The sequence below is a fragment of the Helicobacter sp. MIT 05-5294 genome, assembly GCF_000765675.1.
In the GTDB taxonomy this organism is placed as follows: domain Bacteria; phylum Campylobacterota; class Campylobacteria; order Campylobacterales; family Helicobacteraceae; genus Helicobacter_D.
This window is the reverse complement of sequence record NZ_JRPA02000014.1, coordinates 14,544-39,645: the sequence shown is the minus strand read 5'-3', so window position 1 is coordinate 39,645 and position 25,102 is coordinate 14,544. Positions and strand designations below refer to the sequence as shown.

The 25,102-nt window shown below is 36.4% G+C and carries 31 protein-coding genes; 30 read left to right on the top strand and 1 reads right to left on the bottom strand.

What is annotated here, in order from left to right; all coding sequences use genetic code 11:
* On the bottom strand, positions 1 to 191 hold a 191-nt coding region (locus LS69_RS07620; protein WP_138123734.1), incomplete at its 3' end, for a hypothetical protein.
* A gap of 160 nt (positions 192 to 351) precedes the next feature.
* Here LS69_RS07620 and LS69_RS11115 point away from each other — a divergent pair.
* From LS69_RS11115 to htpX, 30 genes are all read left to right on the top strand, one after another.
* Positions 352 to 477, top strand: a complete 126-nt coding sequence (locus LS69_RS11115; RefSeq protein WP_275050968.1) for a hypothetical protein — start codon at positions 352 to 354, stop codon at positions 475 to 477.
* Between the two features lie 74 nt (positions 478 to 551).
* Positions 552 to 881, top strand: coding sequence for a DUF2972 domain-containing protein (locus LS69_RS07615; RefSeq protein ID WP_194145463.1), 330 nt, complete (start codon positions 552 to 554; stop codon positions 879 to 881).
* A gap of 93 nt (positions 882 to 974) precedes the next feature.
* On the top strand, positions 975 to 1,457 hold the full coding sequence (locus LS69_RS07610) for a YqhA family protein (protein ID WP_138123750.1): 483 nt from the start codon (positions 975 to 977) through the stop codon (positions 1,455 to 1,457).
* Between the two features lie 9 nt (positions 1,458 to 1,466).
* Entirely contained in the window at positions 1,467 to 2,039 is a 573-nt protein-coding gene (gene lolA, locus LS69_RS07605) for a LolA-like outer membrane lipoprotein chaperone (protein WP_238699262.1), read from the top strand.
* Positions 2,040 to 2,154: 115 nt separating this feature from the next.
* Positions 2,155 to 3,438 (top strand): citrate synthase, encoded by a 1,284-nt coding sequence (locus LS69_RS07600; protein WP_138123730.1) that lies wholly within the window; start codon positions 2,155 to 2,157, stop codon positions 3,436 to 3,438.
* Between the two features lie 76 nt (positions 3,439 to 3,514).
* Positions 3,515 to 4,867: a 3-deoxy-7-phosphoheptulonate synthase class II gene (locus LS69_RS07595; protein WP_138123728.1), complete on the top strand. Its 1,353-nt coding sequence runs from the start codon at positions 3,515 to 3,517 to the stop codon at positions 4,865 to 4,867.
* A 179-nt stretch (positions 4,868 to 5,046) separates the two neighbouring features.
* Positions 5,047 to 5,571, top strand: coding sequence for a lipopolysaccharide core heptose(II) kinase RfaY (locus LS69_RS07585; protein ID WP_138123724.1), 525 nt, complete (start codon positions 5,047 to 5,049; stop codon positions 5,569 to 5,571).
* A 176-nt stretch (positions 5,572 to 5,747) separates the two neighbouring features.
* The gene (hsrA, locus tag LS69_RS07580) at positions 5,748 to 6,419 is read left to right on the top strand and encodes a homeostatic response regulator transcription factor HsrA (RefSeq protein WP_138123722.1); all 672 of its coding nucleotides are present in this window, start codon (positions 5,748 to 5,750) and stop codon (positions 6,417 to 6,419) included.
* Positions 6,398 to 7,684 carry a HAMP domain-containing sensor histidine kinase gene (locus tag LS69_RS07575; RefSeq protein WP_238699260.1) on the top strand — a complete coding sequence of 429 codons (1,287 nt, stop codon included), beginning with the start codon at positions 6,398 to 6,400 and terminating at the stop codon, positions 7,682 to 7,684. The genes hsrA and LS69_RS07575 overlap by 22 nt, the downstream gene beginning before the upstream one ends.
* Before the next feature lie 44 nt (positions 7,685 to 7,728).
* The gene (locus LS69_RS07570; protein WP_138123720.1) at positions 7,729 to 8,532 is read left to right on the top strand and encodes a hypothetical protein; all 804 of its coding nucleotides are present in this window, start codon (positions 7,729 to 7,731) and stop codon (positions 8,530 to 8,532) included.
* Positions 8,533 to 8,623: 91 nt separating this feature from the next.
* Positions 8,624 to 9,526 carry a methionyl-tRNA formyltransferase gene (locus LS69_RS07565; protein ID WP_138123718.1) on the top strand — a complete coding sequence of 301 codons (903 nt, stop codon included), beginning with the start codon at positions 8,624 to 8,626 and terminating at the stop codon, positions 9,524 to 9,526.
* 1 nt (position 9,527) lies between these two features.
* A complete protein-coding gene (locus LS69_RS07560) occupies positions 9,528 to 10,172 on the top strand; it encodes a biotin--[acetyl-CoA-carboxylase] ligase (RefSeq protein ID WP_138123716.1) in 645 nt (214 codons plus the stop codon).
* Between the two features lie 12 nt (positions 10,173 to 10,184).
* Positions 10,185 to 10,976, top strand: coding sequence for an AAA family ATPase (locus LS69_RS07555; protein WP_138123714.1), 792 nt, complete (start codon positions 10,185 to 10,187; stop codon positions 10,974 to 10,976).
* On the top strand, positions 10,976 to 11,881 hold the full coding sequence (locus LS69_RS07550) for a ParB/RepB/Spo0J family partition protein (RefSeq protein WP_138123712.1): 906 nt from the start codon (positions 10,976 to 10,978) through the stop codon (positions 11,879 to 11,881). Before LS69_RS07555 ends, LS69_RS07550 begins: the two co-directional genes overlap by 1 nt.
* 61 nt (positions 11,882 to 11,942) lie before the next feature.
* Positions 11,943 to 12,368: a FoF1 ATP synthase subunit B' gene (locus LS69_RS07545; protein ID WP_138123710.1), complete on the top strand. Its 426-nt coding sequence runs from the start codon at positions 11,943 to 11,945 to the stop codon at positions 12,366 to 12,368.
* Positions 12,369 to 12,377: 9 nt separating this feature from the next.
* On the top strand, positions 12,378 to 12,890 hold the full coding sequence (locus LS69_RS07540) for a F0F1 ATP synthase subunit B (protein ID WP_138123708.1): 513 nt from the start codon (positions 12,378 to 12,380) through the stop codon (positions 12,888 to 12,890).
* Positions 12,891 to 13,427 carry a F0F1 ATP synthase subunit delta gene (locus LS69_RS07535; protein ID WP_138123706.1) on the top strand — a complete coding sequence of 179 codons (537 nt, stop codon included), beginning with the start codon at positions 12,891 to 12,893 and terminating at the stop codon, positions 13,425 to 13,427.
* Positions 13,428 to 13,446: 19 nt separating this feature from the next.
* On the top strand, positions 13,447 to 14,961 hold the full coding sequence (gene atpA / locus LS69_RS07530) for a F0F1 ATP synthase subunit alpha (protein WP_138123704.1): 1,515 nt from the start codon (positions 13,447 to 13,449) through the stop codon (positions 14,959 to 14,961).
* A 15-nt stretch (positions 14,962 to 14,976) separates the two neighbouring features.
* Positions 14,977 to 15,864, top strand: a complete 888-nt coding sequence (gene atpG / locus LS69_RS07525; RefSeq protein WP_138123702.1) for an ATP synthase F1 subunit gamma — start codon at positions 14,977 to 14,979, stop codon at positions 15,862 to 15,864.
* 24 nt (positions 15,865 to 15,888) lie between these two features.
* Positions 15,889 to 17,292 carry a F0F1 ATP synthase subunit beta gene (gene atpD / locus LS69_RS07520; protein ID WP_138123744.1) on the top strand — a complete coding sequence of 468 codons (1,404 nt, stop codon included), beginning with the start codon at positions 15,889 to 15,891 and terminating at the stop codon, positions 17,290 to 17,292.
* 9 nt (positions 17,293 to 17,301) lie between these two features.
* Complete coding sequence (gene atpC, locus LS69_RS07515) at positions 17,302 to 17,694, top strand: ATP synthase F1 subunit epsilon (RefSeq protein ID WP_138123700.1); 393 nt, start codon at positions 17,302 to 17,304, stop codon at positions 17,692 to 17,694.
* Positions 17,691 to 18,263 carry a MotA/TolQ/ExbB proton channel family protein gene (locus tag LS69_RS07510; protein WP_138123698.1) on the top strand — a complete coding sequence of 191 codons (573 nt, stop codon included), beginning with the start codon at positions 17,691 to 17,693 and terminating at the stop codon, positions 18,261 to 18,263. Before atpC ends, LS69_RS07510 begins: the two co-directional genes overlap by 4 nt.
* Positions 18,264 to 18,275: 12 nt before the next feature.
* Complete coding sequence (locus LS69_RS07505; RefSeq protein ID WP_194145462.1) at positions 18,276 to 18,674, top strand: biopolymer transporter ExbD; 399 nt, start codon at positions 18,276 to 18,278, stop codon at positions 18,672 to 18,674.
* Positions 18,667 to 19,407 carry an energy transducer TonB gene (locus LS69_RS07500; RefSeq protein WP_138123696.1) on the top strand — a complete coding sequence of 247 codons (741 nt, stop codon included), beginning with the start codon at positions 18,667 to 18,669 and terminating at the stop codon, positions 19,405 to 19,407. Before LS69_RS07505 ends, LS69_RS07500 begins: the two co-directional genes overlap by 8 nt.
* A 1-nt stretch (position 19,408) precedes the next feature.
* Positions 19,409 to 20,686: a Tol-Pal system protein TolB gene (tolB, locus tag LS69_RS07495; RefSeq protein WP_138123694.1), complete on the top strand. Its 1,278-nt coding sequence runs from the start codon at positions 19,409 to 19,411 to the stop codon at positions 20,684 to 20,686.
* Between the two features lie 74 nt (positions 20,687 to 20,760).
* Positions 20,761 to 21,288, top strand: coding sequence for an OmpA family protein (locus LS69_RS07490; protein ID WP_138123692.1), 528 nt, complete (start codon positions 20,761 to 20,763; stop codon positions 21,286 to 21,288).
* A gap of 10 nt (positions 21,289 to 21,298) precedes the next feature.
* Positions 21,299 to 22,423: a tetratricopeptide repeat protein gene (locus tag LS69_RS07485; RefSeq protein ID WP_238699258.1), complete on the top strand. Its 1,125-nt coding sequence runs from the start codon at positions 21,299 to 21,301 to the stop codon at positions 22,421 to 22,423.
* 31 nt (positions 22,424 to 22,454) lie between these two features.
* On the top strand, positions 22,455 to 22,970 hold the full coding sequence (locus tag LS69_RS07480; RefSeq protein WP_138123688.1) for a peptidylprolyl isomerase: 516 nt from the start codon (positions 22,455 to 22,457) through the stop codon (positions 22,968 to 22,970).
* Entirely contained in the window at positions 22,927 to 24,132 is a 1,206-nt protein-coding gene (truD, locus tag LS69_RS07475; RefSeq protein ID WP_342747949.1) for a tRNA pseudouridine(13) synthase TruD, read from the top strand. Before LS69_RS07480 ends, truD begins: the two co-directional genes overlap by 44 nt.
* Positions 24,133 to 24,175: 43 nt before the next feature.
* Complete coding sequence (gene htpX, locus LS69_RS07470) at positions 24,176 to 25,099, top strand: zinc metalloprotease HtpX (protein WP_138123686.1); 924 nt, start codon at positions 24,176 to 24,178, stop codon at positions 25,097 to 25,099.
* Positions 25,100 to 25,102: the final 3 nt, after the last annotated feature.

Below are 25,102 nucleotides of genomic sequence, written 5' to 3'. Positions count from 1 at the left end.
AAGAATCCATAGTATGGAATCTCACTTTTCGTCATTGCAAGGACTGAAAGGACGAAGCAATCCTGTAATGTAGAATCTCGCCATTGTAGAATCCTCTTTTGACTAAAGTTATAGATTGCCACAGCCTTTTGCAAAGACTTTGCAATGACGCAGCAGTGATATAAATTGTCGTTTAGACTATAGATTGCCACGAAAATTTTTCAAATTTTCTCGCAATGACGAGGAAACAAAGTTGCAGATTCTTTTAAGATTATGGATTACTTCGGCTTCGCTTCGCAATGACGGGGGGTGATTCAACATTATAGAATATGGCAAAACTAAAGATTATCACAATAGCAAAGGGTGAGTTTTATGTTTAATTGCCACGCGATTATGGGTCTATGTGGATTTGGTGGGCATGAATTGGGCATTGCAGTTGCGTTTAGATACTTTATGCTTTGCTTAATCTTGCGGTGTGAGGGTGAATCCCATTTATAACTTAAGTGGTAGAGATATGTATTTCCATAATTTATTGTTTTGTTGATTATAAAAACAAAGCGGATATTGCAAATATGTATTTAAAAGACAAGGACAATCAAGAAAATTTAAATATTGATGAAGAAAATAGTGTAGTTTTAACGCTTAGTAGAATCTCAAATGATAAAAAACAGATTAATATTCTTCCGCGAATCATTCAAAGTGATTTATGCAATGATATGGGAGTTTATGTGAGTTTGGAGCATTGGGAGATTTTAGAAAGAGATGAGAAGCTATACAATGCAGTCAAACAATATTTGGGCGAGTTTTGTAATGCCATAAAAGAGGAGCTAGATAGGACAGAATCCATAAGACTTAAAGAAAAAGATGTTTTAGAACATTTAAAGCAAAATAAACAAGTTTAGAATCGCAAAACAAATGCGCTCGTTTGATGAGAGTTTAGTTATAATTGCGTTTTTTAAAAAGGATAAAGCTTGAAAAATGTTTTTGAAAAACTTATGTGGAATGCGCGGCTTTTTATTATTTTAGCCGTTGTTTTGTCGCTCGTTGGTTCTATTTTGTTGTTTATTGTGGCAAGTCTTGATATTCTCAAAGCTGCCCAACAAACTTACTTTTATTATATTGGTGCGTTAGGTGCGGGTGCAGATATTCATAATCTCTTGCTTAATTCCATTATTATGGCGATTGATTTGTATTTGATTGCGGTTGTTTTGCTGATTTTTGCCTTTGGGCTTTATGAGTTGTTTATCTCCAAGATTCAAATCAAAGATGAAAGTGATTCTAAAGTGCTAGAAATCCATACGCTAGACCAACTTAAAGACAAACTAGCAAAGGTTATCGTAATGGCACTGATTGTGGCGTTTTTCTCAAAAGTATTAAATATGGGAATGAAAAGCACACAAGATATGCTGTTTTTTGCGATTTCTATTTTGGCGCTTGCGGTGGGATTGTATTTCTTACATAAAGATTCTAAACACTAAAGGAATCCCATGCACACTCTTTTTTCGACTTTTCAATTTATGCTTTTATTTCTGCTAAAATGCGGAATTGTAGTTGGTGTTTGGGCGAGTTTTAGTAACGCGCAATCTTTAAAAGACATAAAAACTTTTAGCGCGGACTTTACGCAGATTTTGTATTCCAATGATGAAGGTGCGCAAAATAAAATCACCTATCAAGGTAAAATCCAAGCACTCGCACCTTCAAATCTGCGTTGGAGTTATCAAACGCCGATTCCAAAAGAGATTTTTATCCAAGAGGGCGTAATGATAGTCTATGAACCCAAGCTAAAACAAGCAATTTTCACGCGATTGCAAGAGAATATGAATCTGCTTTATTTGCTAAAAAATGCCAAAAAAATCACAGAAAATCATTATGAAGCGACTATTTCGGAGCAAAAATATGATTTGCTTTTAGAAAATGGAATCCCCGCTAAAATTAGCTTTAGCGATTCGCTGGGCAATCAGGTTGAAATCTACTTTAAGAATGCCAAGATAAATTCCACGATAGATTCTGCGTTGTTTGAGTTTAAGCCAACGAGTGAAATAGATATTATTCATAATTAAAAATGTGTAAAAAAATAGCAAATTGAAAATTTTTGATAAAAATTTAAATTTTTTTTATACTTTTTTAAAAAAGTGCGTTACAATAAACAAATTTTGATTTATCAAGGAGTTAAATATGGGAACTATCACATTAATTAACAATGAAACGGGTGAAAAATTTGATTTTGACCTGATTGACTGCACACGAGGACCTAAAGCGGTAGATTTTAGCAAATTGTTTGAGCGCGCGAATATCTTTTCTTATGATCCGGGTTATGGTTCTACTGCAGGTTGCGAATCTACTATTAGTTTTATAGATGGCAAAAATGGACAATTACTCTACAAAGGGATTCCGGTTGAAGAGATTGTAGAGAAATATAAATTTACCGATGTGGCAAAATTGCTTATCACAGGAGAAGCTCCTAAGAATGAGCAAGAATCCAAAGAGTTTGACTTGGAATTGCGTCATAGAGGATTTTTGCACGAAAGTTTAATCAATATCTTTAACGCATTTCCTGATGGCGGACACCCTATGGCAAACTTAAGCTCCGCAGTTGCGGCACTTTCTACATTCCATTTTGACCACAAAGAAATGAATGACGAAGAAGATTATCAGACAATGGCGCGTAGAATTATCGCCAAAATCACAACTTTAGTTGCGTTTTCTTATCGCAATTCCATTGGCACACCTTTCATTTACCCCGATGTTAGTCGCAATTATGTAGAAAACTTCCTCTATATGTTGCGTGCTTATCCTAATGGCAGACTAAAACACACATTAAAAGGAGAAGAGGAGATTTCAGCACTTGAAGTGGAAGCTTTGGATAAAATCTTCACACTCCACGCTGACCATGGACAAAATGCTTCAACAACTACCGTGCGTAATGTTGCTTCCACAGGTGTGCATCCTTATGCTGCAATTTCCGCAGGAATCAACGCGCTTTGGGGACCTGCACATGGCGGAGCGAATGAAAAAGTTTTGGTGCAATTAGAGCAAATTGGCGATGTAAAAAATGTAGATAAATTTGTCGCAAAGGCAAAAGACAAGAGTGATCCTTTTAGATTAATGGGATTTGGACATCGCGTGTATAAAAGCTACGACCCACGCGCAAAAGCAATCAAAGCCTTAAAAGACGAATTAAACAAAAAAGGCATTACGATGAATGCGCGTTTAAGCGAAATTGCCGAAAAGCTAGAAGAAGTCGCGCTTAGTGATGATTATTTCAAAGAAAGAAATCTTTATCCTAATGTGGATTTTTATAGCGGAATCATTTTGACTGCTTTAAAGATTCCTGTGCAACTCTTTACGCCGATTTTCGTTATTGGTAGAATGCCGGGCTGGTGCGCTCAAGTAATGGAACACATTAAGAATCCACACGCGAGAATTACACGCCCAAGACAAGTATATTTGGGCAAATAAGCCATATTTCAAAGGCTTGTTTTATTATTTGTGAGGTAGAATTGCGGATTCATTTTAAATTTACATAGGAAAAGCAATGCAAAATACAGAATGGAATCCCAAAAGCTGGAGAGATAAAACCGCGCTTCAGCAACCTACCTACAAAGATTTAAATGCACTCAAAGCGGTTGAAAATGAGCTTAGTAAATATCCTCCTCTTGTTTTTGCCGGTGAGGCAAGGACGCTTAAATCACGCTTGGCAAAAGTCTCAAAAGGCGAGGCTTTCTTGCTTCAAGGTGGCGATTGTGCGGAAAGTTTTTCAGACTTCAATGCGATTCGGATTCGGGATTTGTTTAAAGTCATTTTGCAAATGGCTGTTGTGCTAACCTATGCGGGAGCTTGTCCAATCGTAAAAGTGGGCAGATTGGCTGGGCAGTTTGCTAAACCTCGCTCAAGTGATACAGAAACTTTCAATGGGATTACTTTGCCAAGCTATCGTGGAGATATTATCAATGGGATTGAATTTAGCGAAGCAGCAAGAGAAGCGAATCCTAAGAGAATCTTACAAGCTTACCACCAATCTGCGGCTACATTAAACTTGATTCGGGCTTTTGCGCAAGGCGGTTTGGCGGACTTAAATCAAGTGCAAAAATGGAATCTTAACTTTGTAAACACTGCACAAAGTGAGCGTTTTAAAGAAATGGCAGATAAGATTACGCAGACTTTGGCGTTTATGGAAGCATGTGGAATCACAGCGCAAAACACTCCTACTTTGCACGAAACAGAATTTTTCACTTCCCACGAAGCCTTGCTTTTGAATTACGAAGAATCTTTAACGCGCAAAGACCATCTAACAGGCAAATGGTATGATTGTTCAGCGCATATGCTTTGGATTGGGGAGCGCACAAGGAATCTTGATGGCGCACATTTGGAGTTTTTGCGTGGTGTAGAAAATCCTTTGGGTGTGAAAATTGGACCCAATGCAACTAAAGACGATATTTTGGGGATTTGTGAGATTCTAAACCCTCATAATGAAGCAGGACGCTTGAATTTCATTATTCGTATGGGTGCAGAAACTATCAAAGAAAAATTACCCAAGTTGTTGGAATCTATCAAAAATGAGGGGCGAGAGATTGTTTGGAGTATTGACCCTATGCATGGAAATACCATTAAAGCAAGTAGTGGCTATAAAACGCGTTCTTTTGATAGTATCTTGAACGAAGTCAAAGCATTTTTTGAAATCCATAAAAGCATTGGCACTTATGCTGGGGGTGTGCATTTGGAAATGACAGGCGAAGATGTAACAGAGTGCGTAGGGGGAATGCAGGCAATCACTGAAGAAAATCTAGGCTGCAACTACAACACACAATGCGACCCGCGCCTTAATGCAAGTCAAGCAGTGGAACTTTCGTTTTTGATTGCAGATGTTTTGAAAAATCGCGCAGTATAAATAATGGATTCCATAAAGTTTAGAAAAATCGGTGATTTTTGTGTCTATACAAAAGAAAATCATGGATTTTACGAAGCTATTTTTCAAGATTTTTTAAAGGGAAATCTTAAAATAGCAAAAACTTATAAAAATACGCAAAATTGCCAAGTTTTCTTAGTTGAGCGGGGGGGGGGGATTATATCCTAAAGGCATCTTCTCCAAATGATAGAATCCTAGAGAGATTTATAAAATTTTTATTTCGTGGTGATTATTATCTTAATTCTTTTAAAGCAATACAGCGCATTAGGAATGAGGGCTGTTATTCTCCTAATGATTTTTATTTGTTGGCAGAAAATAAGGTTTGTGGAATCTACCCAAAAGATTTTATAATGATTTATGAGTATATTGAGGGAGAGCCTTATTTGAAACAGGAAAACAATGCCAAGTTTAAAGAAAAGATAAAAATTGAAATAGAGAAATTACATTCTCACAATTTTGTGTTTGGTGGTGATATAAATCGTAGCAATATTTTACTCTCTTGCAATCAAATTAGATTCATTGATATAGAGGGCAAACTCCCCTCACGCTTTAATAAAGCTGAAGATAGAATCTCTATGGAGAAGTTTTTAGGGATTCCAAATACAAATAAAGATTTTGGTTATTTACTTGCTACATTAAAGAGAAATCTAAGAAAAATAGCAAGAAAGATTAAAGGCAAATCATAAAAACTAAAAATAACTTTTGTAATGCTTTTGGGTTCTAGCTTGGCTTTAGGCGGGTTTTTCTAGTAGAAGTTGTTTTTGAAGATTAAATATTTTTTATTTTTATAAAAATTTGTTTAAAAATAGCTAAAACTATGCTACAATACCGCTAATTTTTACATTAAAAATAAGGAAAAGGAATGCGAATCTTAATCGTTGAAGATGAAATCAGTCTTAATAAGACCATCACAGAGGGTTTAAATGAATTTAATTATCAAACCGATGTGGCAGAAAATTTAAAAGATGGAGAATATTATATCAGTATTCGCAATTACGATTTAGTGCTTGCAGATTGGATGTTGCCCGATGGTAGCGGACTTGAAATCATTAACCAAGTTAAAAACAAATCGCCACGCACTGCAGTTGTAATTATTTCTGCTAGAGATGATGCAGAGAGCGAAGTAGAAGCACTAAGAGCGGGTGCAGATGATTTTTTGGCAAAACCATTTGATTTTAATGTATTAGTAGCAAGAATTGAAGCGCGTTTGCGCTTTGGCGGGACGAATTTAATTGAAATTGAAGATTTAATTATTAATCCTGATGAAGAGAAAATCACTTACAAAAATCAAGAAATTGAATTAAAAGGGAAGCCTTTTGAAGTGCTAACACATCTTGCGCGCCATAGAGACCAAATCGTTTCAAAAGAGCAATTATTAGACGCAATCTGGGAAGAACCCGAGCTTGTAACTCCCAATGTGATTGAAGTTGCAATCAATCAGATTCGCCAAAAAATGGACAAACCGCTTAATATCGCTACGATTGAAACAGTTAGACGCAGAGGTTATAGGTTTTGCTATCCAAAAGGAGTATAAGAGGGGATTATACCAAGCAAATCACAATCTCTTTTATCGCCCTTTTGGCGATATTTTCCTCCGCACTTTATAGTTATCTTTATTTTAACACTTATGGTCAAATCAAACATAGCCTACAAAACCAATTCCATCACATTATAAAAAATAACATTAATTATAATATTGGACAGAGTTTTTATATCCAAAGCCCCAATCCAATGCAAAGAGAAGTTTGGCTTGTGGAAGTTTTGGATACACCAACTAAGCAAAGCTTTTATTCTGAATCAGAATCCGAAAGAGGTTTTTATTATTCCCTTATTTCTCCTTATAAAACCAACAAAACGCTTAAAATCACAAAAGACATTACCAAAGAAACACTTTTTTTGGATTCTCTTTTAAAAGGAATCATTTTAGTGATTTTCTTTGCGCTGATTTTAACACAACTCTTCGCACTTGCTTTTTCAAATATTCTCTATAAGCCAATACAGAATCTTTCCACTACGCTTAGCAAACTCAAAGAACACGATTTGGAGTTTTTAAATAGCGAGGGTTTGCCGCTAGAATTTCACCCCTTAGTGTTGTCTATTAATAATCTTTTAGAGAGAATTAAAAGCTATTTTGGCGGACAAAAGCAACTTTTTATTGGAATCGCGCACGAACTCAAGACGCCTTTGGCAGTCATCAAGACAAAATGCGAAGTTACATTGATTAAAGAGCGTGAAAAAGAAGTGTATATCAAGGCTTTAAAAGAAAATATCCAAAGCATTAATGAAATGAACGCGATTATTAAAACTCTGCTTGATTTAGGCAGACAAGAAAGTGCGCAATTTGAAAAATCCAGCCTTGTAGATGTGAATAAGACCTTGCAGAATATCGCGGATAATTTTCAGATTCTTAGCAAAAAAGAAAATAAGCAATTCACCTACAAACTTGAAACCGATGAGCTTTTAATTACGATTAAACCGACACTTCTAGCGCAAATTGTGCAAAATTTCCTACAAAATGCTTTTAAATTCACTCCTCAAGGTAAAAGTATTTTACTTACAAGTCAAATTATCAATCAAGAGATTCTGCGCATTGTCGTAATTGATGAAGGTTGCGGGATTGATTCAGAACTGGAAGATATTTACGCACCTTTCAAACGCTCGGGCAATAAAAGCGGTGCAGGACTTGGATTGTTTCTTGCCAAAAACGCAGCCAATGCGCTAGGGGGCAGTATTTCTTTGCAAAACCGCCTAGATACCAATGGCACGATTGCAACTTTTGAATTAAGAATCGCAAATTAAAATAAGGAACAAAAATTGCTGAAACTTCTTTAAAAGGAGTTTTTATGCAACGAATTATTTTGTTTTTATGCTCATTTATCGGATTTTGTTACGCGTTACCACAAATAGAATTTAAAAACTCTTGCGTTCCTTTGAACCAATTTTCAAATTCCCAAAAACAAGTTTTATTACATTCTTATCTTGCAGGAGAGGGCGAGGGCTTTGGCTTGACACTCGCAGCGATTGCTTGGAAAGAATCTTGTGCAGGAGAATATAAAATGAATTTCCAAGATCCAAGTGCAGGGAACTTTCACGCTTATATTCCCGGCGTGATTAATCGCTATCCCAAGCTTAAGCAAAATGGTTTTACGCAAAATATGATAGGAGCAATGTTAGTAGAAAACGATTCTTTTGCCGAGCAAATAGCAATTACAGAGCTTAAGTATTGGCAAAAAGAACATCAAGGAAATTGGAAAAATATCATCAAATCTTACAACAAGGGTTATAGTTGGCAAAAAAACGAACAAGCCAACATTCAAGCAGAAAAATATTATCAAGATGTGGCGATGCGTGTGAAGCAATTAGAATCTTATTTCCAAAAAGAGGAGATTCAACAAAGCATTAGACAAGCGCGAAATGCCTCTAAGGCAAATTCATTTCAAATAGCACAAAAGACACAAGAAGCGCAAAAAACTACCGAAGATTCTACAAATAGAAGAATCTCACAATCTCAAGATTACTATGCTTATAGTGAGGATTCTACGGATTTTAGTCTTTTGCCAATTTATCAAGTAGGAAACGAGTTTGCTGCTCCTTTTAAACCCAAAAAAACAATCATTAAGGAATTTGATTTGATAGAAATTTACTAGCAATTCTACAAAATATCAAAAGCCAATTTAGGAATCCAAAATAAAATTAAATATAAATTTGTTATTATCCTGTTTTCAAAAAAGGAAACAAATGCGAGTGATTTTTATGGGAACGCCAGATTATGCGGCGGTGATTTTGGAATCTTTGTTGGCTCATCATGAAGTTTGTGCGCTAGTAGCTCAAGGTGATAAAAAAGCAGGGCGAAGTATGCAGCTACAAGCCCCAGCAACAAAGAAATTATTATTAGATAGGAATTCTAAGATTCCAATCTTGCAGCCCAATAAACTAGATGAAGAATTTGCAAATCAACTTAAAGCCTTTGATTGCGACAAAATCATCGTTGCAGCCTATGGCAAAATTTTACCCAAAAGTATTTTGAATCTCGCTCCTTGTATTAATCTTCACGCTTCTATCTTGCCTAAATTTCGCGGCGCAAGTCCAATCCAACAAAGCATTTTGCAACAAGAAAAATATTTTGGCGTTACAGCAATGCAGATGAATGAGGGGCTAGATTGTGGGGATATTTTGGGATTCAAAGTGATTCCAAATACTTTTCAAAGTGCGCCAAAGCTATTTGAAGATCTTGGAAAACTTGCTGCGGATTTGACTTTGGAATATTTAGAGAAATGCGATTCTATTAGCCCTTTAGCACAAACGAATACGGAAGCAAGTTATTGCAAAAAAATTAAAAAAGAGTGGGGGAGAGTGGGGTTTGATAATGCAGAATCTCTAGCGGCAAAATCACGCGCTTATGAGGGATGGCCCGAAATTTATTTGGAAAATGGCTTGAAACTAAAAGGCGTTAGGGTTGCAGAATCTACAAGCAAAAACGCTCAAGGAGAGATTTTGCAAATCACCAATAAGAAAATAAAAGTGGGCTGCACCATAGGAAGCGTGTGGATAGAATCCCTACAAGCCCCTTCTAAAAAAGCCATTTGTGCTTATGCGTATTTGCAAGGGAAGCGATTAAAAGTAGGGGATATTTTAGAATAAAATGGAAATTTTAGAGTTTGATTGCATAGAATCTACCCAGCTTTTTTTGGCTGAAAAAATCCGCAAAGAAGAGCTGAAAGCTCCTATTATGGTGATAGCACAAAAACAAAGCGGTGGAATCGGGAGCAGGGGGAATGTATGGGAAAATGTCCAAGAGGGTTTGTATTTTTCCTTTGCGCTTGATAGTAATGCGTTGCCACAAGATTTACCCTTGGAATCTGTGTCAATTTATTTTGGATTCCTTTTTAAAGAAGTTTTGCGAGAGTTTGGTTCGAAGATTTGGCTAAAATATCCCAATGATTTATATAAGGATTGTCAAAAAGTCGGTGGCATTATTTGCACAAAGATAAAAGAAACCATGGTTTGCGGAATCGGATTGAATTTAAAAAATGACAATCAAGAGTTTGGCTCATTGGATATTCAAGTATCTAAGGAAGAAATTGTGGATTCTTTTATCCAAAGCTTGGAAAACAACAAAAAAAAATTGAGTTGGAAGCAAATTTTTAGTAAATATTCGTTAGAATTTCCAAATAATTTTCAATTTACTTTTCACCATAATGGCAGGTTGATTTCTCTTCGTGATTCTACACTTTGCGAGGACGGGTCTATTTTGGTTGAGGGTGAAAGATTTTATAGCTTAAGATAGTGGAGTGGAAGAATGTGTGAAGTGATTTGTATAGCAAATCAAAAGGGTGGCGTAGGCAAAACAACAACCGCTGTGAATCTCGCTGCCTCTCTTGCAGTAGAAGAAAAAAAAGTGCTTTTGGTAGATGTAGATCCGCAAGCGAACGCTACAACGAGTTTAGGGTTTCATCGCAATAGCATAGAGTTTAATATTTATCATGTCTTGATTGGGACAAAAAAGATTTTACAAATCATTCAAAAAACTTCAATTCCTACTTTATTTCTAGCGCCATCTAATATCGGTTTGGTTGGGATTGAAAAAGAATTTTATAGTCAAAAGCGCAATGGGCGTGAGCTGATTTTAAAGAAAAAGATAGAAGATGTTATGGATATGTATGATTATATTATCATAGATTCTCCACCCGCACTTGGACCTTTGACAATCAATGCTTTAAGCGCGGCACATTCTGTAATTATTCCTATCCAATGCGAGTTTTTTGCGTTAGAGGGGTTGGCGCAACTTTTAAATACTATAAAACTTTTGCGCAAGGAAATTAATCCTAATTTAGAGATTAAAGGATTGTTACCTACAATGTATAGTGCGCAAAACAATCTTTCAAGGCAGGTTTATGCGGATTTGTTGCAGCACTTTAATGGGCAATTAATTAAAGAAGAGGATTCTAAAGATGCAATTGCGATTCCAAGAAATATTAAACTTGCAGAATCTCCAAGTTTTGGGAAGCCTGTGATTCTGTATGATGTCCGTTCTCAAGGCAATATTGCATATCAAAATTTGGCACGGGCGATTTTAGAAAAGAGGGCTTAATGGCAAAAAAGAATGCAGGTTTAGGAAGAGGGTTAAGCGCGATATTAGGGGAAGTAGAAGAAGCATATCAAAACGATTTGAATGACAATTCCGGGCTTGTTGTTGAGATTGATTTGGATAAAATCAAACCCAATCCATTGCAACCGCGCAAAATCTTTGACGCTGCAAGTCTGCAAGAGCTTGCCGCTTCTATTGAAGAGCATGGTTTGTTGCAGCCTATTTTAATTTATGAGGATAGCCAACAGCCAGAACATTACTTCTTAATTGCAGGTGAGCGCAGATTGCGCGCGAGTAAATTGGCAAAAAAAGAAAGCATTAAAGCAATTATCGTAGATGTGCAAGAGGAAAAACTCCGCGAATTGGCTTTGATTGAGAATATTCAAAGAGAAGATTTGAATCCTATGGATTTAGCGCAATCTTATAAAGAATTGATTGAAGATTATGGAATCACACACGAAGAAGTCGCCAAAAGACTTTCAAAATCTCGAACTCAAATCACAAATACCTTACGACTTTTGGAATTAGATGAAAAAGTCCAAGCAATGATTTTGGAAAATAAAATTTCCCAAGGACATGCAAAAGTGCTTGTAACGCTATCCAAAGAACAGCAACTTCTCGTCGCAAATTCTATCATTGGGCAAAAATTAAGTGTGCATGACACAGAAAAAATCGTAAGACAATTTAAAGAAGAATCAAAAAATGCTAAAAATTTAGAATCCAAAAAAGATTCTAGCTCATCAAAGATGCTTCATCACGATTCCATTGTCAAACTTAAAGAAATCTGTGAAGATTTGCAATCACAATCCATTCGTGCAAATTTGGTCAAAAATAAACTGATTGTAGAATTTAGTAACGATGAGGAGGTGGAAAAGTTTAGCAAAATTTTACCAATTCATGGTTTTTAAGAAAAACTTAGAAAAATTCGTGATAAAATAAAATCCATTTTAAAGAAAGAAAGGAGTGCAAATGACTATTATCCCAACTCCTTGGGTAATGGCACTAGTTTTTGTTATTTTTCTTGCTTTGATTTATTTGCTCAATCGTATGCTTTATAAGCCTTTACTTGGCTTTATGGATACGCGTGATGCTTCCATCAAGAAAGATAGCGAAGGCATAGAGGGAAACACAGCGGACATTAAGGCTTTGCATAAAGAAGCTAATGAGATTCTGCAAGTTGCGAGAGCTGAAGCTGCTTTGATTAAAAACAAAGCGCAAGAAAGTGCTAAACAAACTGCGGAAACAAAAATTTCTCAAAAGAAAGATGAATTGGCTCAAAAATACAATTCTTTTGTTGTGGGCTTGGAGGAAGAAAAAGCAAGATTGAAAGCCTCTTTGGAATCCGAAATTCCACTTTTTAAAGAAAGCTTAAAAGCAAAGCTTGGAAAGCTATAAGGAGCAATAATGAGAAATGGTTTATATCTTTTGGGATTATTGTTTGCACCTTGTGTGCTTTTGGCGTCAGGCGGAGGAGACTATGATATTATAGAAAGAACAATAAATTTCGTAATATTTGTTGCTCTTGTATATTACTTTGCGGCTAATGCTATTAAAGATGTTTTTAAAGCTCGTAGAGATGGGATTGCAAATTCACTAGCAAAGATTCAAGAGAAATTGCAAGATTCCAAAAAAGCAAAACAAAAAGCATTAAATCAAGTAGAGGAAGCTAAAAAAACTGCGAAAGATATTGTGGAAGCTGCACATAAAGAATCCGCAATCATCGTGCAAAAGATTGAAGAAAGCACAAAAAATGAATTGGAAAACTTGGTGCGTCAATACAATGAGCATATTGCTTTTGAACAAAAAAAGGCAGAGAAACTTGTCGTAGATGAAATTTTATCAGAGTTTCTAAATAAAGATTCCATTGCATTAAGCAAAGATGTTTTAATACAATCTCTACTTAAGAAGGCGGCATAGATGAAAGATTTGATTGCAAAACGATATGTCAAAGCATTAGCCAAGAGTGCTTCTGAAGCTGAATTAAAAGAGATTGTAGAATCATTAGGAAAGCTTGCTGGAGCTTATAAAGTTGCGAAATTTAAGGAGATTGTAGAATCTCCCTATGTAGAGCAAAAACAAAAAGTGGATTTTGTGCTAGGAAATATTTTGGATAATCATTTTAGTGCAAAATTTTCTAATTTCATTAAAGTGCTATCGGAGCATAAGCGATTAGATTTGTTTGAAGAGCTTTACAAAGAGTTATCTTCGCATCTTGCAACTTTGAATAAAGAATATATTGCACAATTAATTGTTGGCGAAAGCTATGATGAAACATTGCTAAAAGAAATAGAAAGCAAATTTAGCAAAAAGCTTGGTGTGAATCTTTTGTTGAAGCAGCAAGTAGTAGCAAATGCTGGAGTTAGATTGGTGGTAGAAGATTTAGGCGTGGAGATTTCTTTTTCTCAAGAAAAATTCGCAAACGATTTAAGAAATTATATCTTAAAAGCATTTTAATTCTAAATAAGGAGTAGTAGTGGTAGCAAAATTACAAGCAGATGAAATTAGTTCAATCATTAAAGAAAGAATTGACAATTTTGAACTTGATCTTAATATTGCTGAAACAGGCAAGGTTATTGCATATGCTGATGGTGTCGCAAAAGTTTATGGACTCAAAAATGCAATGTATTATGAGATGGTTGAATTTGAAACAGGCGATAAAGGTTTGGCTTTAAGCCTTGAAGAAGGCAGTGTTGGTGTTGTTGTTTTAGGTGGCGGAAAAGAAATTAAAGAGGGTTCTTCTGTTAAAAGACTTGGTAAGCTTTTGCGTGTGCCTGTAGGTGATGGTTTGATGGGGCGTGTTGTAAATGCTTTGGGTGAGCCTATTGATGGAAAAGGCGCAATTGAAGCAAAAGAATATCGCTTTATGGAAGAAAAAGCACCGGGGATTATGGCTAGAAAGTCTGTGCATGAGCCACTTCAAACAGGACTTAAGGCGATTGATGCTCTTGTTCCAATCGGACGCGGACAAAGAGAATTGATTATCGGCGATAGACAAACAGGTAAGACAACCGTTGCGATTGATACAATTATCAACCAAAAAGGTCAAGATGTTGTTTGTATCTATGTAGCAATCGGTCAAAAGGAATCCACTGTTGCTCAAGTTGTAAGAAAATTAGAAGAGCATGGCGCAATGGAATACACCATTATTATCAATGCACCTGCTTCAGATTCTGCGACTATGCAATATCTTGCTCCTTATGCGGGTGTAACTATGGGAGAATATTTTAGAGACAATGGAAGACATGCGTTGATTGTTTATGATGATTTAAGTAAGCACGCAGTGGCTTATCGTGAAATGTCTTTGATTCTTAGACGTCCTCCGGGTCGTGAAGCGTTCCCCGGTGATGTATTCTATCTGCATTCAAGATTGTTGGAGCGTGCCGCGAAAGTTAGTGATGAGCTAGGGGCAGGTTCTCTAACTGCATTACCAATCATTGAAACACAAGCGGGAGATGTGGCAGCATATATTCCGACAAATGTTATTTCAATTACAGATGGGCAAATATTCCTTGAAACAGATTTATTTAACTCTGGTGTGCGTCCTGCAATCAATGTTGGTTTGTCGGTATCTCGTGTGGGTGGTGCTGCACAGATTAAAGCGACAAAACAAGTTTCAGGAACTTTGAGGCTTGACCTTGCACAATACCGTGAATTACAAGCGTTTGCCCAATTTGCTTCTGATTTAGATGAATCCAGTAGAAAACAATTAGACCGAGGACAAAGAATGGTGGAAGTCTTAAAACAGCCTCCTTATTCTCCATTGTCTATTGAGCGTCAAGTAGTGGTTGTTTTTGCAGGTGCAAGAGGTTATATGGACGATGTAGCAGTCGCTAATATCACGAAATTTGAAGCGGATTTGTATCCATTCTTGGAAGCTAAATATCCACAAATCTTTGAAGACATTCGTTCTAAAAAAATGTTGGACAAAGATATTGAAGAAACTCTCTGCAAGGCTTTAGAAGAGTTCAAATCTAATTTTGCGGTGTAAAATAGGGAGTTTGTTATGGGAAACAACCTAAAAGATATTAGAAAAAAGATTTCAAGCGTTCTAAACACTCAAAAAACTACGCGTGCAATGAAGCTTGTTTCTACTTCTAAATTAAAAAAAGCCGACGAAATGGCAAGACGCTCTAAGATGTATGCAAAGAAAATTGTAGAGGTTTTGTCAGAGATTAAAGCAAAAGTCGCAAGTGGTGAGAATATGCAGGATAATCCTTATTTCAGCAAAGGAAATGAGGAATCCAAACTTGTAGATATTGTATTGGTTACAGCCGATAAAGGTTTGTGTGGTGGATTCAATATTAACACCATTAAAGAAGTGAATCGCATTATAGCGGAACACAAGACAAAGAATATGAAAGTGCGTTTGCGAGTGATTGGCAAAAAGGCAGTGGAATATTATAAATTTAATGAAATTGAAATATTGGATAGTGTTGTGGGGCTAAGTGCTACACCACAATACGCACAAGCGGCAGAGTTCATTAACAAAGCGGTAGCAGATTATCTTAGCGGTATTACTTCCAAAGTAATTTTGGTTCATAATGGTTTTAAAAATATGATTTCTCAAGAGATGAAAGTTTCCCAACTTTTACCGATTGAAGGCATTGCTTTACCAGAAGAGTGTGCTTCTATTTTAGAGGTAGAACCAAATGAGCAAGAAAATGAAATTTTGCACGAGTTGGCAAATAAATACATTGAATTTAGTATGTATTATGCGCTTGTGGATTCTTTGGCAGCAGAACATAGTGCTCGTATGCAGGCAATGGACGCAGCCACAAATAATGCAGGTGAATTGGCAAGAACTCTCACGATTGCCTATAACAAAGCAAGACAAGAAACAATTACGACAGAATTAGTAGAAATTAATACTGGCGTTGAGTCAATGAAATAAGGAGTATATTAAATGTCAGAAAATATGGTAGGAAAAATTATTCAAATCATGGGTCCTGTTGTAGATGTAGATTTTGATTCTTATCTACCTGCAATCAACGAAGCGTTAGATATTGAATTTTCAATTGACGGACGCAATCACAAATTGGTATTAGAAGTTGCAGCGCATATCGGAGATAATAGGGTGCGTGCAATTGCTATGGATATGACAGAGGGACTTACAAGAGGTGAGCAAGTTGTCGCCAGAGGTAATCCTATTACCGTTCCGGTGGGTGAGCAGGTTTTAGGAAGAATCTTTAATGTGATTGGCGAAGTAGTAGATGGCGGAGAAGAACTAAAAAGCCCTGAAAAATGGTCTATTCATAGGACTGCTCCAAGCTTTGAAGATCAAAGCACTAAAACAGAAATGTTTGAAACCGGCATCAAGGTAGTTGATTTGTTAGCTCCTTATTCTAAAGGTGGTAAAGTCGGTTTATTTGGTGGTGCTGGTGTTGGGAAAACTGTTGTTATTATGGAGCTTATCCATAATGTTGCCTTTAAACATAGTGGTTATTCAGTATTTGCGGGTGTTGGAGAAAGAACGCGTGAGGGGAACGACCTTTATCACGAAATGAAAGAATCCGGCGTTTTGGATAAAGTTGCCTTGTGTTATGGTCAAATGAATGAACCACCTGGAGCAAGGAATAGAATCGCTTTTACAGGTCTTACAATGGCAGAGTATTTCCGCGATGAAAAAGGACTTGATGTATTGATGTTTATTGATAATATCTTCCGTTATGCTCAATCGGGTGCAGAAATGTCCGCTCTTCTTGGTAGGATTCCATCTGCGGTAGGTTACCAACCAACATTGGCAAGTGAAATGGGCAAATTACAAGAGCGTATTACTTCTACAAAAAAAGGCTCTATTACCTCTGTTCAAGCGGTTTATGTACCGGCTGATGACTTGACGGACCCGGCACCTGCTTCTGTATTTGCTCACCTTGATGCAACTACGGTATTAAATAGAAAAATCGCAGAAAAGGGAATCTATCCAGCGGTAGATCCTTTGGATTCTACTTCTAGGATTCTTGACCCACAAGTTGTTGGAGAAGAGCATTACAGAATCGCAACAAGTGTTCAGCAAGTGCTTCAAAAATACAAAGACTTGCAAGATATTATCGCAATTTTAGGTATGGATGAGCTTTCCGAAGAGGATAAAAAGGTTGTAGAAAGAGCAAGAAAAATTGAAAAATTCTTATCTCAACCATTCTTTGTTGCTGAAGTTTTTACAGGAAGTCCGGGTAAATATGTTACTCTCCAAGAAACATTGGAAGGCTTTAAAGGTATCTTAGAAGGTAAATATGACCATATTCCAGAAAATGCGTTTTATATGGTAGGTAACATCAATGAGGTTCTTGAAAAAGCGGAGAAAATGAAAGCAAATGCTTAAGGAGCTTCAATGGAAACCTTGAAATTGGATATTGTTACTCCAGAGGGCAAGATTTTTTCTAATAATGTCAAAAGCGTTACTCTTCCCGGAAGTGAAGGGGAGTTTGGCGTCTTACCGGGGCATGTTGGAATTGTAACAACACTTAATGCCGGAGTAATTGAAATTGAAAAACAAGACAATAAAAAAGAGATTGTCGCAATTAATTGGGGCTATGCGAAAGTAGATGAAACAAGTGTTGATGTTCTAGCAGAAGGGGCTGTGGATATTAATGGAGATAGCGAAAGCGAAATTGCTCAAGCTATTGCAAATGCGAAAAAACTATTGGAAGAATCAACAGATAATAATGTTGCGGTTTCTATGGTAGTTTCTCGCATTGAAAATACAGCAAAGAGTTCTCTGTGAGTTTAAATACATTGTTAAGCGACTATGGTGTTATTGCCATAGTCGTTTTGGCTTGGCTATCTTTGTATTTTGTGTTGGTGCTTTGGATTTTTTTATATCGCTATTTTTCCTTAAGCTTAGCACTAAGTAATGAAAAACGATGTCTTGAAGTTTTATTGGGCGGACGCAATACATTGCCAAAAAATTCTTTATTGGGTTCTAATCTTATTGGGATTGATAAAAAACTAACAGAGCCTATGTTGCAATATTCATTAGATAAAGCAATCAAAGATGCAACGATTGGTTTGACCTTTCTTGGAATCGTAGCTTCCACTGCACCTTTTATTGGTTTATTTGGCACGGTTGTTGAGATTTTGGAGGCTTTCTCTAAATTAGGGACCAATTCAAAAGCTACTTTAGATGTGATAGCACCTGTAATCTCAAAAGCTCTTGTGGCGACGGCTGCAGGGATTCTAACCGCAGTTCCAGCCTATTCTTTTAATTTATTCCTAAAACGCAAAGTTTTTGAATTAAATACTTATTTACAATTGCAAATTAATGTATTAATTTCTCCAAAAACTAATTTATAGATTTAAGACAAAATGAAAGTGCATTATAATTGGGACGAAACACCAGATTTAAACATTACGCCTTTGGTGGATATTATGCTTGTGCTTTTGGCGATTCTTATGGTAACAGCTCCTGTGATTGTATATCAAGAAGAGATTTCTTTGCCACAAGGCTCTAAGAGTGCAACAATGCAAGAGGATTCCAAGATTGAAATTCGTATGGATTTAAAGCGCAATATTTACCTTAAAGACGATATTTTGACTTTTGATAGTTTTCCTGATGCGTTTGTCGTGTTTGCCAATACTTACGACAAAAATACGCAAGTTTATATTAGGGCAGATAAGAATCTTAAATATGAAGATGTAATTTATTTGTTGAAAATTGCAAAACAGACAGGTTTTACAAGGGTTTCGCTCGTTACCGATGGCTAAAATTGTTTTATTTATTTCAAGTGGCGGAATCGCAATCTTTAGCTATATTTCCATTGTTGCCTTATTGATTTGGCAGTTCAATACAGCGCAAAAAACTCCTAAAGCTTATGCTTTCAACAAAGAAACAACCTTTAGCATAGATTTAATTGAAGAGATTCAACAAAAAAACACTATCAATACAGCGCAAAAAAGTATGGATAAAAGGGTAGAAGCAATTCCAATCAAGAAAGAAAGTGCTTCTAAAACGGCAAACACAGGATTGGGTATTAATGAACTTTTTAAACAAGTGGATTCCAAGATTCCCGTAAAGAAAGATGCCTTAAAACCACAAAGTCAGAACGATAAAATCGCCAAAAAGAAAAAGGCGAATGAGACTTCTCAAAGCGAAAATTTAAGCCAAGAATTAGAAAAAATTATGTCCAATTTGGATACTCAAAAAACTCTAAGTTTTGTTACTCCAAAAGGAGAATATGACGAGTTTTATGCTAAAGTGCAGGAGATTTTAGCTCAAAATTGGAATCCGATTCGCACTTCACAAGAACACAAGGCAGAAGTGCAAATCAGCATTAATGCGCAAGGAAAGTTTTCCTATTCTATCGTTAGGCTATCTGGGAATTTGGATTTTGATAAGGCATTGCAAGAGTTTTTAGATATAATGCGTGTCCAAGAATTTCCACGCTTTGAAGGTGGAGCTCAAACCAATATTATGGTAACTTTTAAAACAGAGGTGTAAGATGAAAAAAATTTGTCTTTTGTTGTTTTGTGTTAGTTTTGCTTTTGCAGAACCCATTGATGCAACATTGGAAGTCGTGAAAAAGTTTGGGAATCTCCCTAATATTTTGGTGCAAAATACAGGCAGGGATTATTCACAAAAAGAATACAGCCAAAGAATTTTCAAAATGTTGATTGCGGATTTAAAGGTAACGGGGCATTTTGCAACACAAGAATCCCAAGAAAGCGTCTCAAGTGCAATGGTGTTGAATTTTGACGAATACCGCAAAAGCAAAATTGATCTTATTGCACGAGTGAATGCGGAGATAACCAAAGACAATTTAGAAGCAAAGCTTCAACTTTATGATGCAAATACAGGCTTATTGGCTTTAAGCAAAGAATATAAGACAAACAATGCAGAATCTTATCCTTTTTTGGCACATAAAATGGCGATTGATATTAATGATTATATCAAAGCTCCTAAAGTGGATTGGATGGAGAGAATGGTGGTTTTATCTCACTATACAACTCCCGGAGAAAGCGAGATTCTTACGAGCGATTATACACTGACTTACAAAAAAAGAATCGTAAGCGGTGGGTTAAATATTTTTCCTAAGTGGGCAAATGAAGCGCAAACCGCTTTTTATTATACAAAATACTTAGACAAACCAACACTTTTTAGATTTGATTTAACAAACGGACAGAATCAAAAAATCTTGGATAGCAATGGTATGTTAGTCGCTTCAGATGTAAGCCAAGATTCTACTAAAGTGCTGCTCACAATGGCTCCAAATGAACAAGCCGATATTTATCTCTATGATGTGTCAAGTAGGAATCTTACGAGGCTTACAAAATATAGCGGAATTGATGTAAGCGGGAATTTCATTGAAGACGAAAAAAGAGTAATGTTTATTTCTGATCGTTTGGGCTATCCTAATGTTTTTGCGATTCCATTAAGTGGAGAAGCAAGTGGGGCTGTGGAACAAATGGTTTATCATGGGCGCAACAACAATGCAGCAAGTGCGAATGGGAATTATATTGTTTATTCTAGCCGCGAAACAAGTGATGAGTTTAATCGCAATACCTTTAACCTTTATCTGATTTCCACCAAAAGCGATTTTATTCGCCGTTTAAGTGCCAATGGAGTAAATCAGCTACCGCGTTTTTCAAAAGATGGCGAAACAATTATGTATGTAAAACATGAGGGCAATCAAAGCGCGTTAGGGATTATTCGCTTGAATTACAACAAAACGCTACTTTTCCCGCTTAGTGGTAGCACAATCCAATCTATGGATTGGTAAAATAAAGATTTTATACCAAATTGTATTTTTTTTGGTATAATATCGCGTTTTTTAATTAAATCCAGGGAGTAGAAATGAAAAAATTTCTAGTTTTAGGCTCATTGGCAGCCGCATTATTGGTAACAGGTTGTAGTAACAAAAGCAATGTAGAATCTGACGCAAACGCTCAACAAAGCGGTAGATACTATAATAACGATGGAAGTGGATATGATTACAATAGAGACAACTTCGTGAATCTTGAAGAAAGAATCAGCTATGTAGAAGATGGTTTGCGCAATGTATTCTTCAACTTTGATCAATTCGTAGTGCGTCCAGATATGCAATCCGTAGTAGAAAGAGACGCGAGAATTTTAACTTCTATTTCTGCAGGAACATTAAATGTTAGAATCGAAGGAAACACTGACGAGTGGGGAACTGATGAATACAATTACGCATTGGGTCTTAAAAGAGCTGTTGCGGTTAAAAATGCGTTAGTTGCTCAAGGCGTTGAAGAGGGCAAAACAAGTCTTGTAAGCTATGGCGAAAGCAAACCAACTTGCACCGCTAAAACAAGAGATTGTTGGGCAGAAAATAGAAAAGTAACTTTCAAAATGTTGCCTTAAGGTTTTTGTGTTGCAAAAATTAATTGCTTCAAGCTTATTGTTAGTTAGCTTCTTATATGGGGAAGAGCCATCGGCTTTTAACGCCGGTGGGAAAGCCCCACAAAAGACCGAATCTCAAATTATCAATGAAAAACTTTTTAATCTTTCTAATAAAGTTCAAATCATAGAAGAATCGCAAGAAGGCTTAAAAAGTATTTTTGAAGGGCAGATTCAAAGAATCCAAAATAACGCAAATAAAATTGAATTAGTCCGAGGTGAGAACAACGCAACTTCAGAGGAAATTCGTAAGCATGTAGATTCTAATTTTGCATTGCAAAACGAGAATATTGATAAGCTAAAGAATAGTATTTCTGCATTGGGAGCTTTAATTCAAAAGACAAATACGCAAATGCAAAACGAAATCAACGAGTTAAAAGAGCAAATCGCTACTTTAAAACAACAAAAATCAAAGGAGATAGAATCTCAAGCTAAGGCAAACAACCCTGCAACTCCTCAAGCAGAATCCCAAGAAGTCGTAGCTACAAATGCAAAAATTAACGCGGTGATTGCGAATTTAGAGGGTAACAATACACAAGCAGATCCTCAAGCGAATTTATCAACAACAGATTCTTTAAAGGATTCATCAAATAAGGAATCCGGCAAAGAAAAAACAGAACAAAACAAGGATTCTTCTAAGTCCGAATCTCAAACCAATGATTCCCAAACGCAAAATAAACAAGATTCTCAAACAAAAAAATCCCAAAATGAGCCAACAGCTTCTAAAACAAACTTAAAAAATAAACAATTATCCGATGTGTTTAAAGAAGGGGAAGAGTTTTTTAAAAACAAAAACTATGATTCTGCAGATGAATATTTGCAATTTGCGGTTAAAGGCAACTATAAACCTGCGCGTGGGAATTATTTGCTAGGAGAAATTGCTTTTGCACAAAAACGCTATGAAGATGCGATTTATTATTACAAAACAAGTGCTACGCGCTATGATAAGGCAGACTATATGCCGCGTCTTATGCTTAATAGTGCAAAATCTTTCAGGGCTATCAAAGAAGAAGAAAATGCTAAACGCTTTTTGGAATCTCTCGTTTCACTTTATCCGAAATCCAATGAAGCCAAAGAAGCCAAGAAACTTTTAAAATAATCAGGCATTCAACTTAAATAAAGGAGAAAAAATGATAGAAAATAATCAAGTAGTAAGTATTGAATATCAGGTCAAAGAAAACGGAACAGAAGAAATTTTGGATTCCAATATTGGCGGTAAGCCATTGGAATTTATTATGGGTGCAGGTGAAATTATTAAAGGTTTAGAAGAAGCCATTGCGCAAATGTCAGTTGGCGATAAACAAGAAGTGATTGTTGCACCTGTAAATGCTTATGGTGAGTATTTTTCTGAATATGTGCAAGAAGTTCCAAGAGATCAATTTGTCGGAATTGACTTGCAACAAGGTATGACTTTGTTTGGACAAGGAGAAAATGGCGAAACAGCTCAAGTTATCGTAAAAGATTTTAATGATGAAATGGTGATTATAGATTACAATCACCCTTTGGCAGGGAAAGAATTGCATTTTATTGTTAGCGTTTTGGATGCTCGTGAAGCAACAGACAAAGAATTAACTTGCGGATTACACGCTCAAGAACACCATCATGGTGAGGGCGGGGGTTGTTGCGGCAGTTGCGGTTGTCATTAGTTGCATTATGAATCTCGCATTCGCTTATACGCATTCCCCGATTCAATTTTATTTCAAGCAAAGTCCGCGTGATTTTGTCGTAGAAGAAGTGCCGCTTTACTCTTTTAGTGGGGAGGGTGCGCATTTGATTTTGAAATTACGCAAAAAATCTTTAACAACTTTCGAAATCTTAAAGCTTCTTTCTTCAAATCTAGGAATCAAAGAAAATGAAATAGGATATGCGGGTTTAAAAGACAAAAATGCCTTAAGTATCCAATATATCAGTTTGCCTAGACATTTAACAGACAAGATAGAATTGCTAAATCTTCCAAATATTAAGATTCTAGAGAAAACTTATCATAATAACAAAATCAAGCTTGGGCATTTAAAAGGAAATAAGTTTTTTATCCGCCTCAAAAAGCTAGATAAGTTAAATGCGCAAAAAACCGCAGAAGTCTGCAAAACAATGGAGCAATTTGGGATTCCAAATTATTTTGGCTACCAAAGATTCGGAAAAGAGGGAGATAATTATCAAGCAGGTTTGGAGATTATAGAAAAAAAGCGAAAAGTGCGTAATAAAAAAATGCAGAATTTTCTTATTAGTGCCTATCAAAGCTATCTTTATAACCTATGGCTTTCTTTGCGCATTGATATTTCTCATTTAATTGCAAATACCCCTTTGGATTCCATTCCTAAAACCCTTAAAATGTATCTTGATTGCGATGAGATTCCACAAGAATTTCTTGATATGAATACTTGCAAAAGGCTAAAATCCCAACCGCATTGGTTTAAAATCCTAAAAGGCGATTATCTTTGTCATTATCCTTTTGGCAAACTTTTTATGCTTAATGAAACAAGTGATTTAATGATAGAATCCGAACGCTTTATGCGCAAAGAAACAGCAATCACAGGGGCTTTAAGCGGTGAAAAAGTTAAGATTAGTCAATGGGGGGCAGGGGTTTTAGAATCCAAATTTTTGGATTGCAGAATCAAGAGTGTAGGGCAGAGACGCTATGCGTGGATTTTTCCAGAGAATCTAAATTTTCGCTATAAAGAAGAAGAAGCGCAAGGCGAGTTAGAGTTTTATTTGCCAAAAGGGGCGTATGCAACGAATCTACTGCGCGAGTTGGCACATTGTGAAATTATGGAATCCTTTAGTGAAGATTTAGAATCCTGTGAATAGCTTTGGCTTTTGAAAAATTAGATTTGTCTTATTAGGAAGTTTAATGTTTGATAAAATCATCAAAGAAAACCAATTTAAAACAAAATGCGTAATTGCGATTTATTTGCTTATTTTTGTCCTCATTGGCTTGTTGGCTGATATTGTGCGCATTAATGCTAGGAGTTTGGGCGAGGGGCTATATCAACTGCTAACATTTGCCAAATTCCCTTTGATTACTGCGGTGTTGTTGGTGGTTGCGGCACTTGTTGTTTGTTTTGCGATTCTCAACTTCAAACGCATTTTGCTTAATGGAAACGAATATAAAGAGATTCTGCAAGGCAAAGAGGCAAACGCAAAAGAGAGGGAGCTAAGCCAAATCTTAGATGAGCTTATTGTAGCGGCGAATCTTCCTTTTCGTCCTAAGCTTTTCTTGATGGAAGCACCTTTTATGAATGCTTTTGCAAGTGGTTGGGAAGCTAAAAACTCGCTTATCGCACTTACAACTACACTTGTGCACAATCTATCACGCGAGGAAACTAAAGCCGTAATGGCACACGAACTAAGCCATATCCGACACGGCGATATTCGGCTAACTTTGGTGGTTGGAATCTTAAGCAATATTATGCTGCTAGTTGTAAATTATGGTGTGCGTCAATTCTCTGTGCGCAATTCTCGTCAAAAAGGAGCGCAAATGGCTTACACTCTTTTAGCGATTTTACAATTCGTCTTGCCATTGCTTACGCTTGTATTGCAGATGTTTCTAAGTCGTTCGCGTGAATATATGGCGGATTCTGGAGCGGCATATTTGATGAATGATAATGCACCAATGATTCGTGCATTACAAAAAATCAGTGGCAATTACGCGCAATCGGATTTTTCACAAAACGACAATCCCACGCGCACAGCCCTTTATATTTTCAGCCCTAAAGAAATGTTTAGCACGCACCCAAGCATTGAGAATCGCATTGCGGCTTTGCTGCAAAAATAAAGG

What these genes read in the sequence shown, in the direction of transcription:
- LS69_RS07610 (WP_138123750.1), top strand. Translation starts at nt 975, where the DNA reads ATGTGGAATGCGCGGCTTTTTATTATTTTAGCCGTTGTTTTGTCGCTC.
- LS69_RS07600 (WP_138123730.1), top strand. Translation starts at nt 2,155, where the DNA reads ATGGGAACTATCACATTAATTAACAATGAAACGGGTGAAAAATTTGAT.
- LS69_RS07535 (WP_138123706.1), top strand. Translation starts at nt 12,891, where the DNA reads ATGAAAGATTTGATTGCAAAACGATATGTCAAAGCATTAGCCAAGAGT.
- LS69_RS07505 (WP_194145462.1), top strand. Translation starts at nt 18,276, where the DNA reads ATGAAAGTGCATTATAATTGGGACGAAACACCAGATTTAAACATTACG.
- htpX (WP_138123686.1), top strand. Translation starts at nt 24,176, where the DNA reads ATGTTTGATAAAATCATCAAAGAAAACCAATTTAAAACAAAATGCGTA.
- LS69_RS07540 (WP_138123708.1), top strand. Translation starts at nt 12,378, where the DNA reads ATGAGAAATGGTTTATATCTTTTGGGATTATTGTTTGCACCTTGTGTG.
- LS69_RS07490 (WP_138123692.1), top strand. Translation starts at nt 20,761, where the DNA reads ATGAAAAAATTTCTAGTTTTAGGCTCATTGGCAGCCGCATTATTGGTA.
- truD (WP_342747949.1), top strand. Translation starts at nt 22,927, where the DNA reads ATGGTGAGGGCGGGGGTTGTTGCGGCAGTTGCGGTTGTCATTAGTTGC.
- atpG (WP_138123702.1), top strand. Translation starts at nt 14,977, where the DNA reads ATGGGAAACAACCTAAAAGATATTAGAAAAAAGATTTCAAGCGTTCTA.
- LS69_RS07480 (WP_138123688.1), top strand. Translation starts at nt 22,455, where the DNA reads ATGATAGAAAATAATCAAGTAGTAAGTATTGAATATCAGGTCAAAGAA.
- LS69_RS11115 (WP_275050968.1), top strand. Translation starts at nt 352, where the DNA reads ATGTTTAATTGCCACGCGATTATGGGTCTATGTGGATTTGGTGGGCAT.
- LS69_RS07570 (WP_138123720.1), top strand. Translation starts at nt 7,729, where the DNA reads ATGCAACGAATTATTTTGTTTTTATGCTCATTTATCGGATTTTGTTAC.
- LS69_RS07550 (WP_138123712.1), top strand. Translation starts at nt 10,976, where the DNA reads ATGGCAAAAAAGAATGCAGGTTTAGGAAGAGGGTTAAGCGCGATATTA.
- LS69_RS07565 (WP_138123718.1), top strand. Translation starts at nt 8,624, where the DNA reads ATGCGAGTGATTTTTATGGGAACGCCAGATTATGCGGCGGTGATTTTG.
- tolB (WP_138123694.1), top strand. Translation starts at nt 19,409, where the DNA reads ATGAAAAAAATTTGTCTTTTGTTGTTTTGTGTTAGTTTTGCTTTTGCA.
- LS69_RS07615 (WP_194145463.1), top strand. Translation starts at nt 552, where the DNA reads ATGTATTTAAAAGACAAGGACAATCAAGAAAATTTAAATATTGATGAA.
- LS69_RS07555 (WP_138123714.1), top strand. Translation starts at nt 10,185, where the DNA reads ATGTGTGAAGTGATTTGTATAGCAAATCAAAAGGGTGGCGTAGGCAAA.
- LS69_RS07500 (WP_138123696.1), top strand. Translation starts at nt 18,667, where the DNA reads ATGGCTAAAATTGTTTTATTTATTTCAAGTGGCGGAATCGCAATCTTT.
- LS69_RS07595 (WP_138123728.1), top strand. Translation starts at nt 3,515, where the DNA reads ATGCAAAATACAGAATGGAATCCCAAAAGCTGGAGAGATAAAACCGCG.
- lolA (WP_238699262.1), top strand. Translation starts at nt 1,467, where the DNA reads ATGCACACTCTTTTTTCGACTTTTCAATTTATGCTTTTATTTCTGCTA.
- atpD (WP_138123744.1), top strand. Translation starts at nt 15,889, where the DNA reads ATGGTAGGAAAAATTATTCAAATCATGGGTCCTGTTGTAGATGTAGAT.
- hsrA (WP_138123722.1), top strand. Translation starts at nt 5,748, where the DNA reads ATGCGAATCTTAATCGTTGAAGATGAAATCAGTCTTAATAAGACCATC.
- atpC (WP_138123700.1), top strand. Translation starts at nt 17,302, where the DNA reads ATGGAAACCTTGAAATTGGATATTGTTACTCCAGAGGGCAAGATTTTT.
- LS69_RS07545 (WP_138123710.1), top strand. Translation starts at nt 11,943, where the DNA reads ATGACTATTATCCCAACTCCTTGGGTAATGGCACTAGTTTTTGTTATT.
- LS69_RS07560 (WP_138123716.1), top strand. Translation starts at nt 9,528, where the DNA reads ATGGAAATTTTAGAGTTTGATTGCATAGAATCTACCCAGCTTTTTTTG.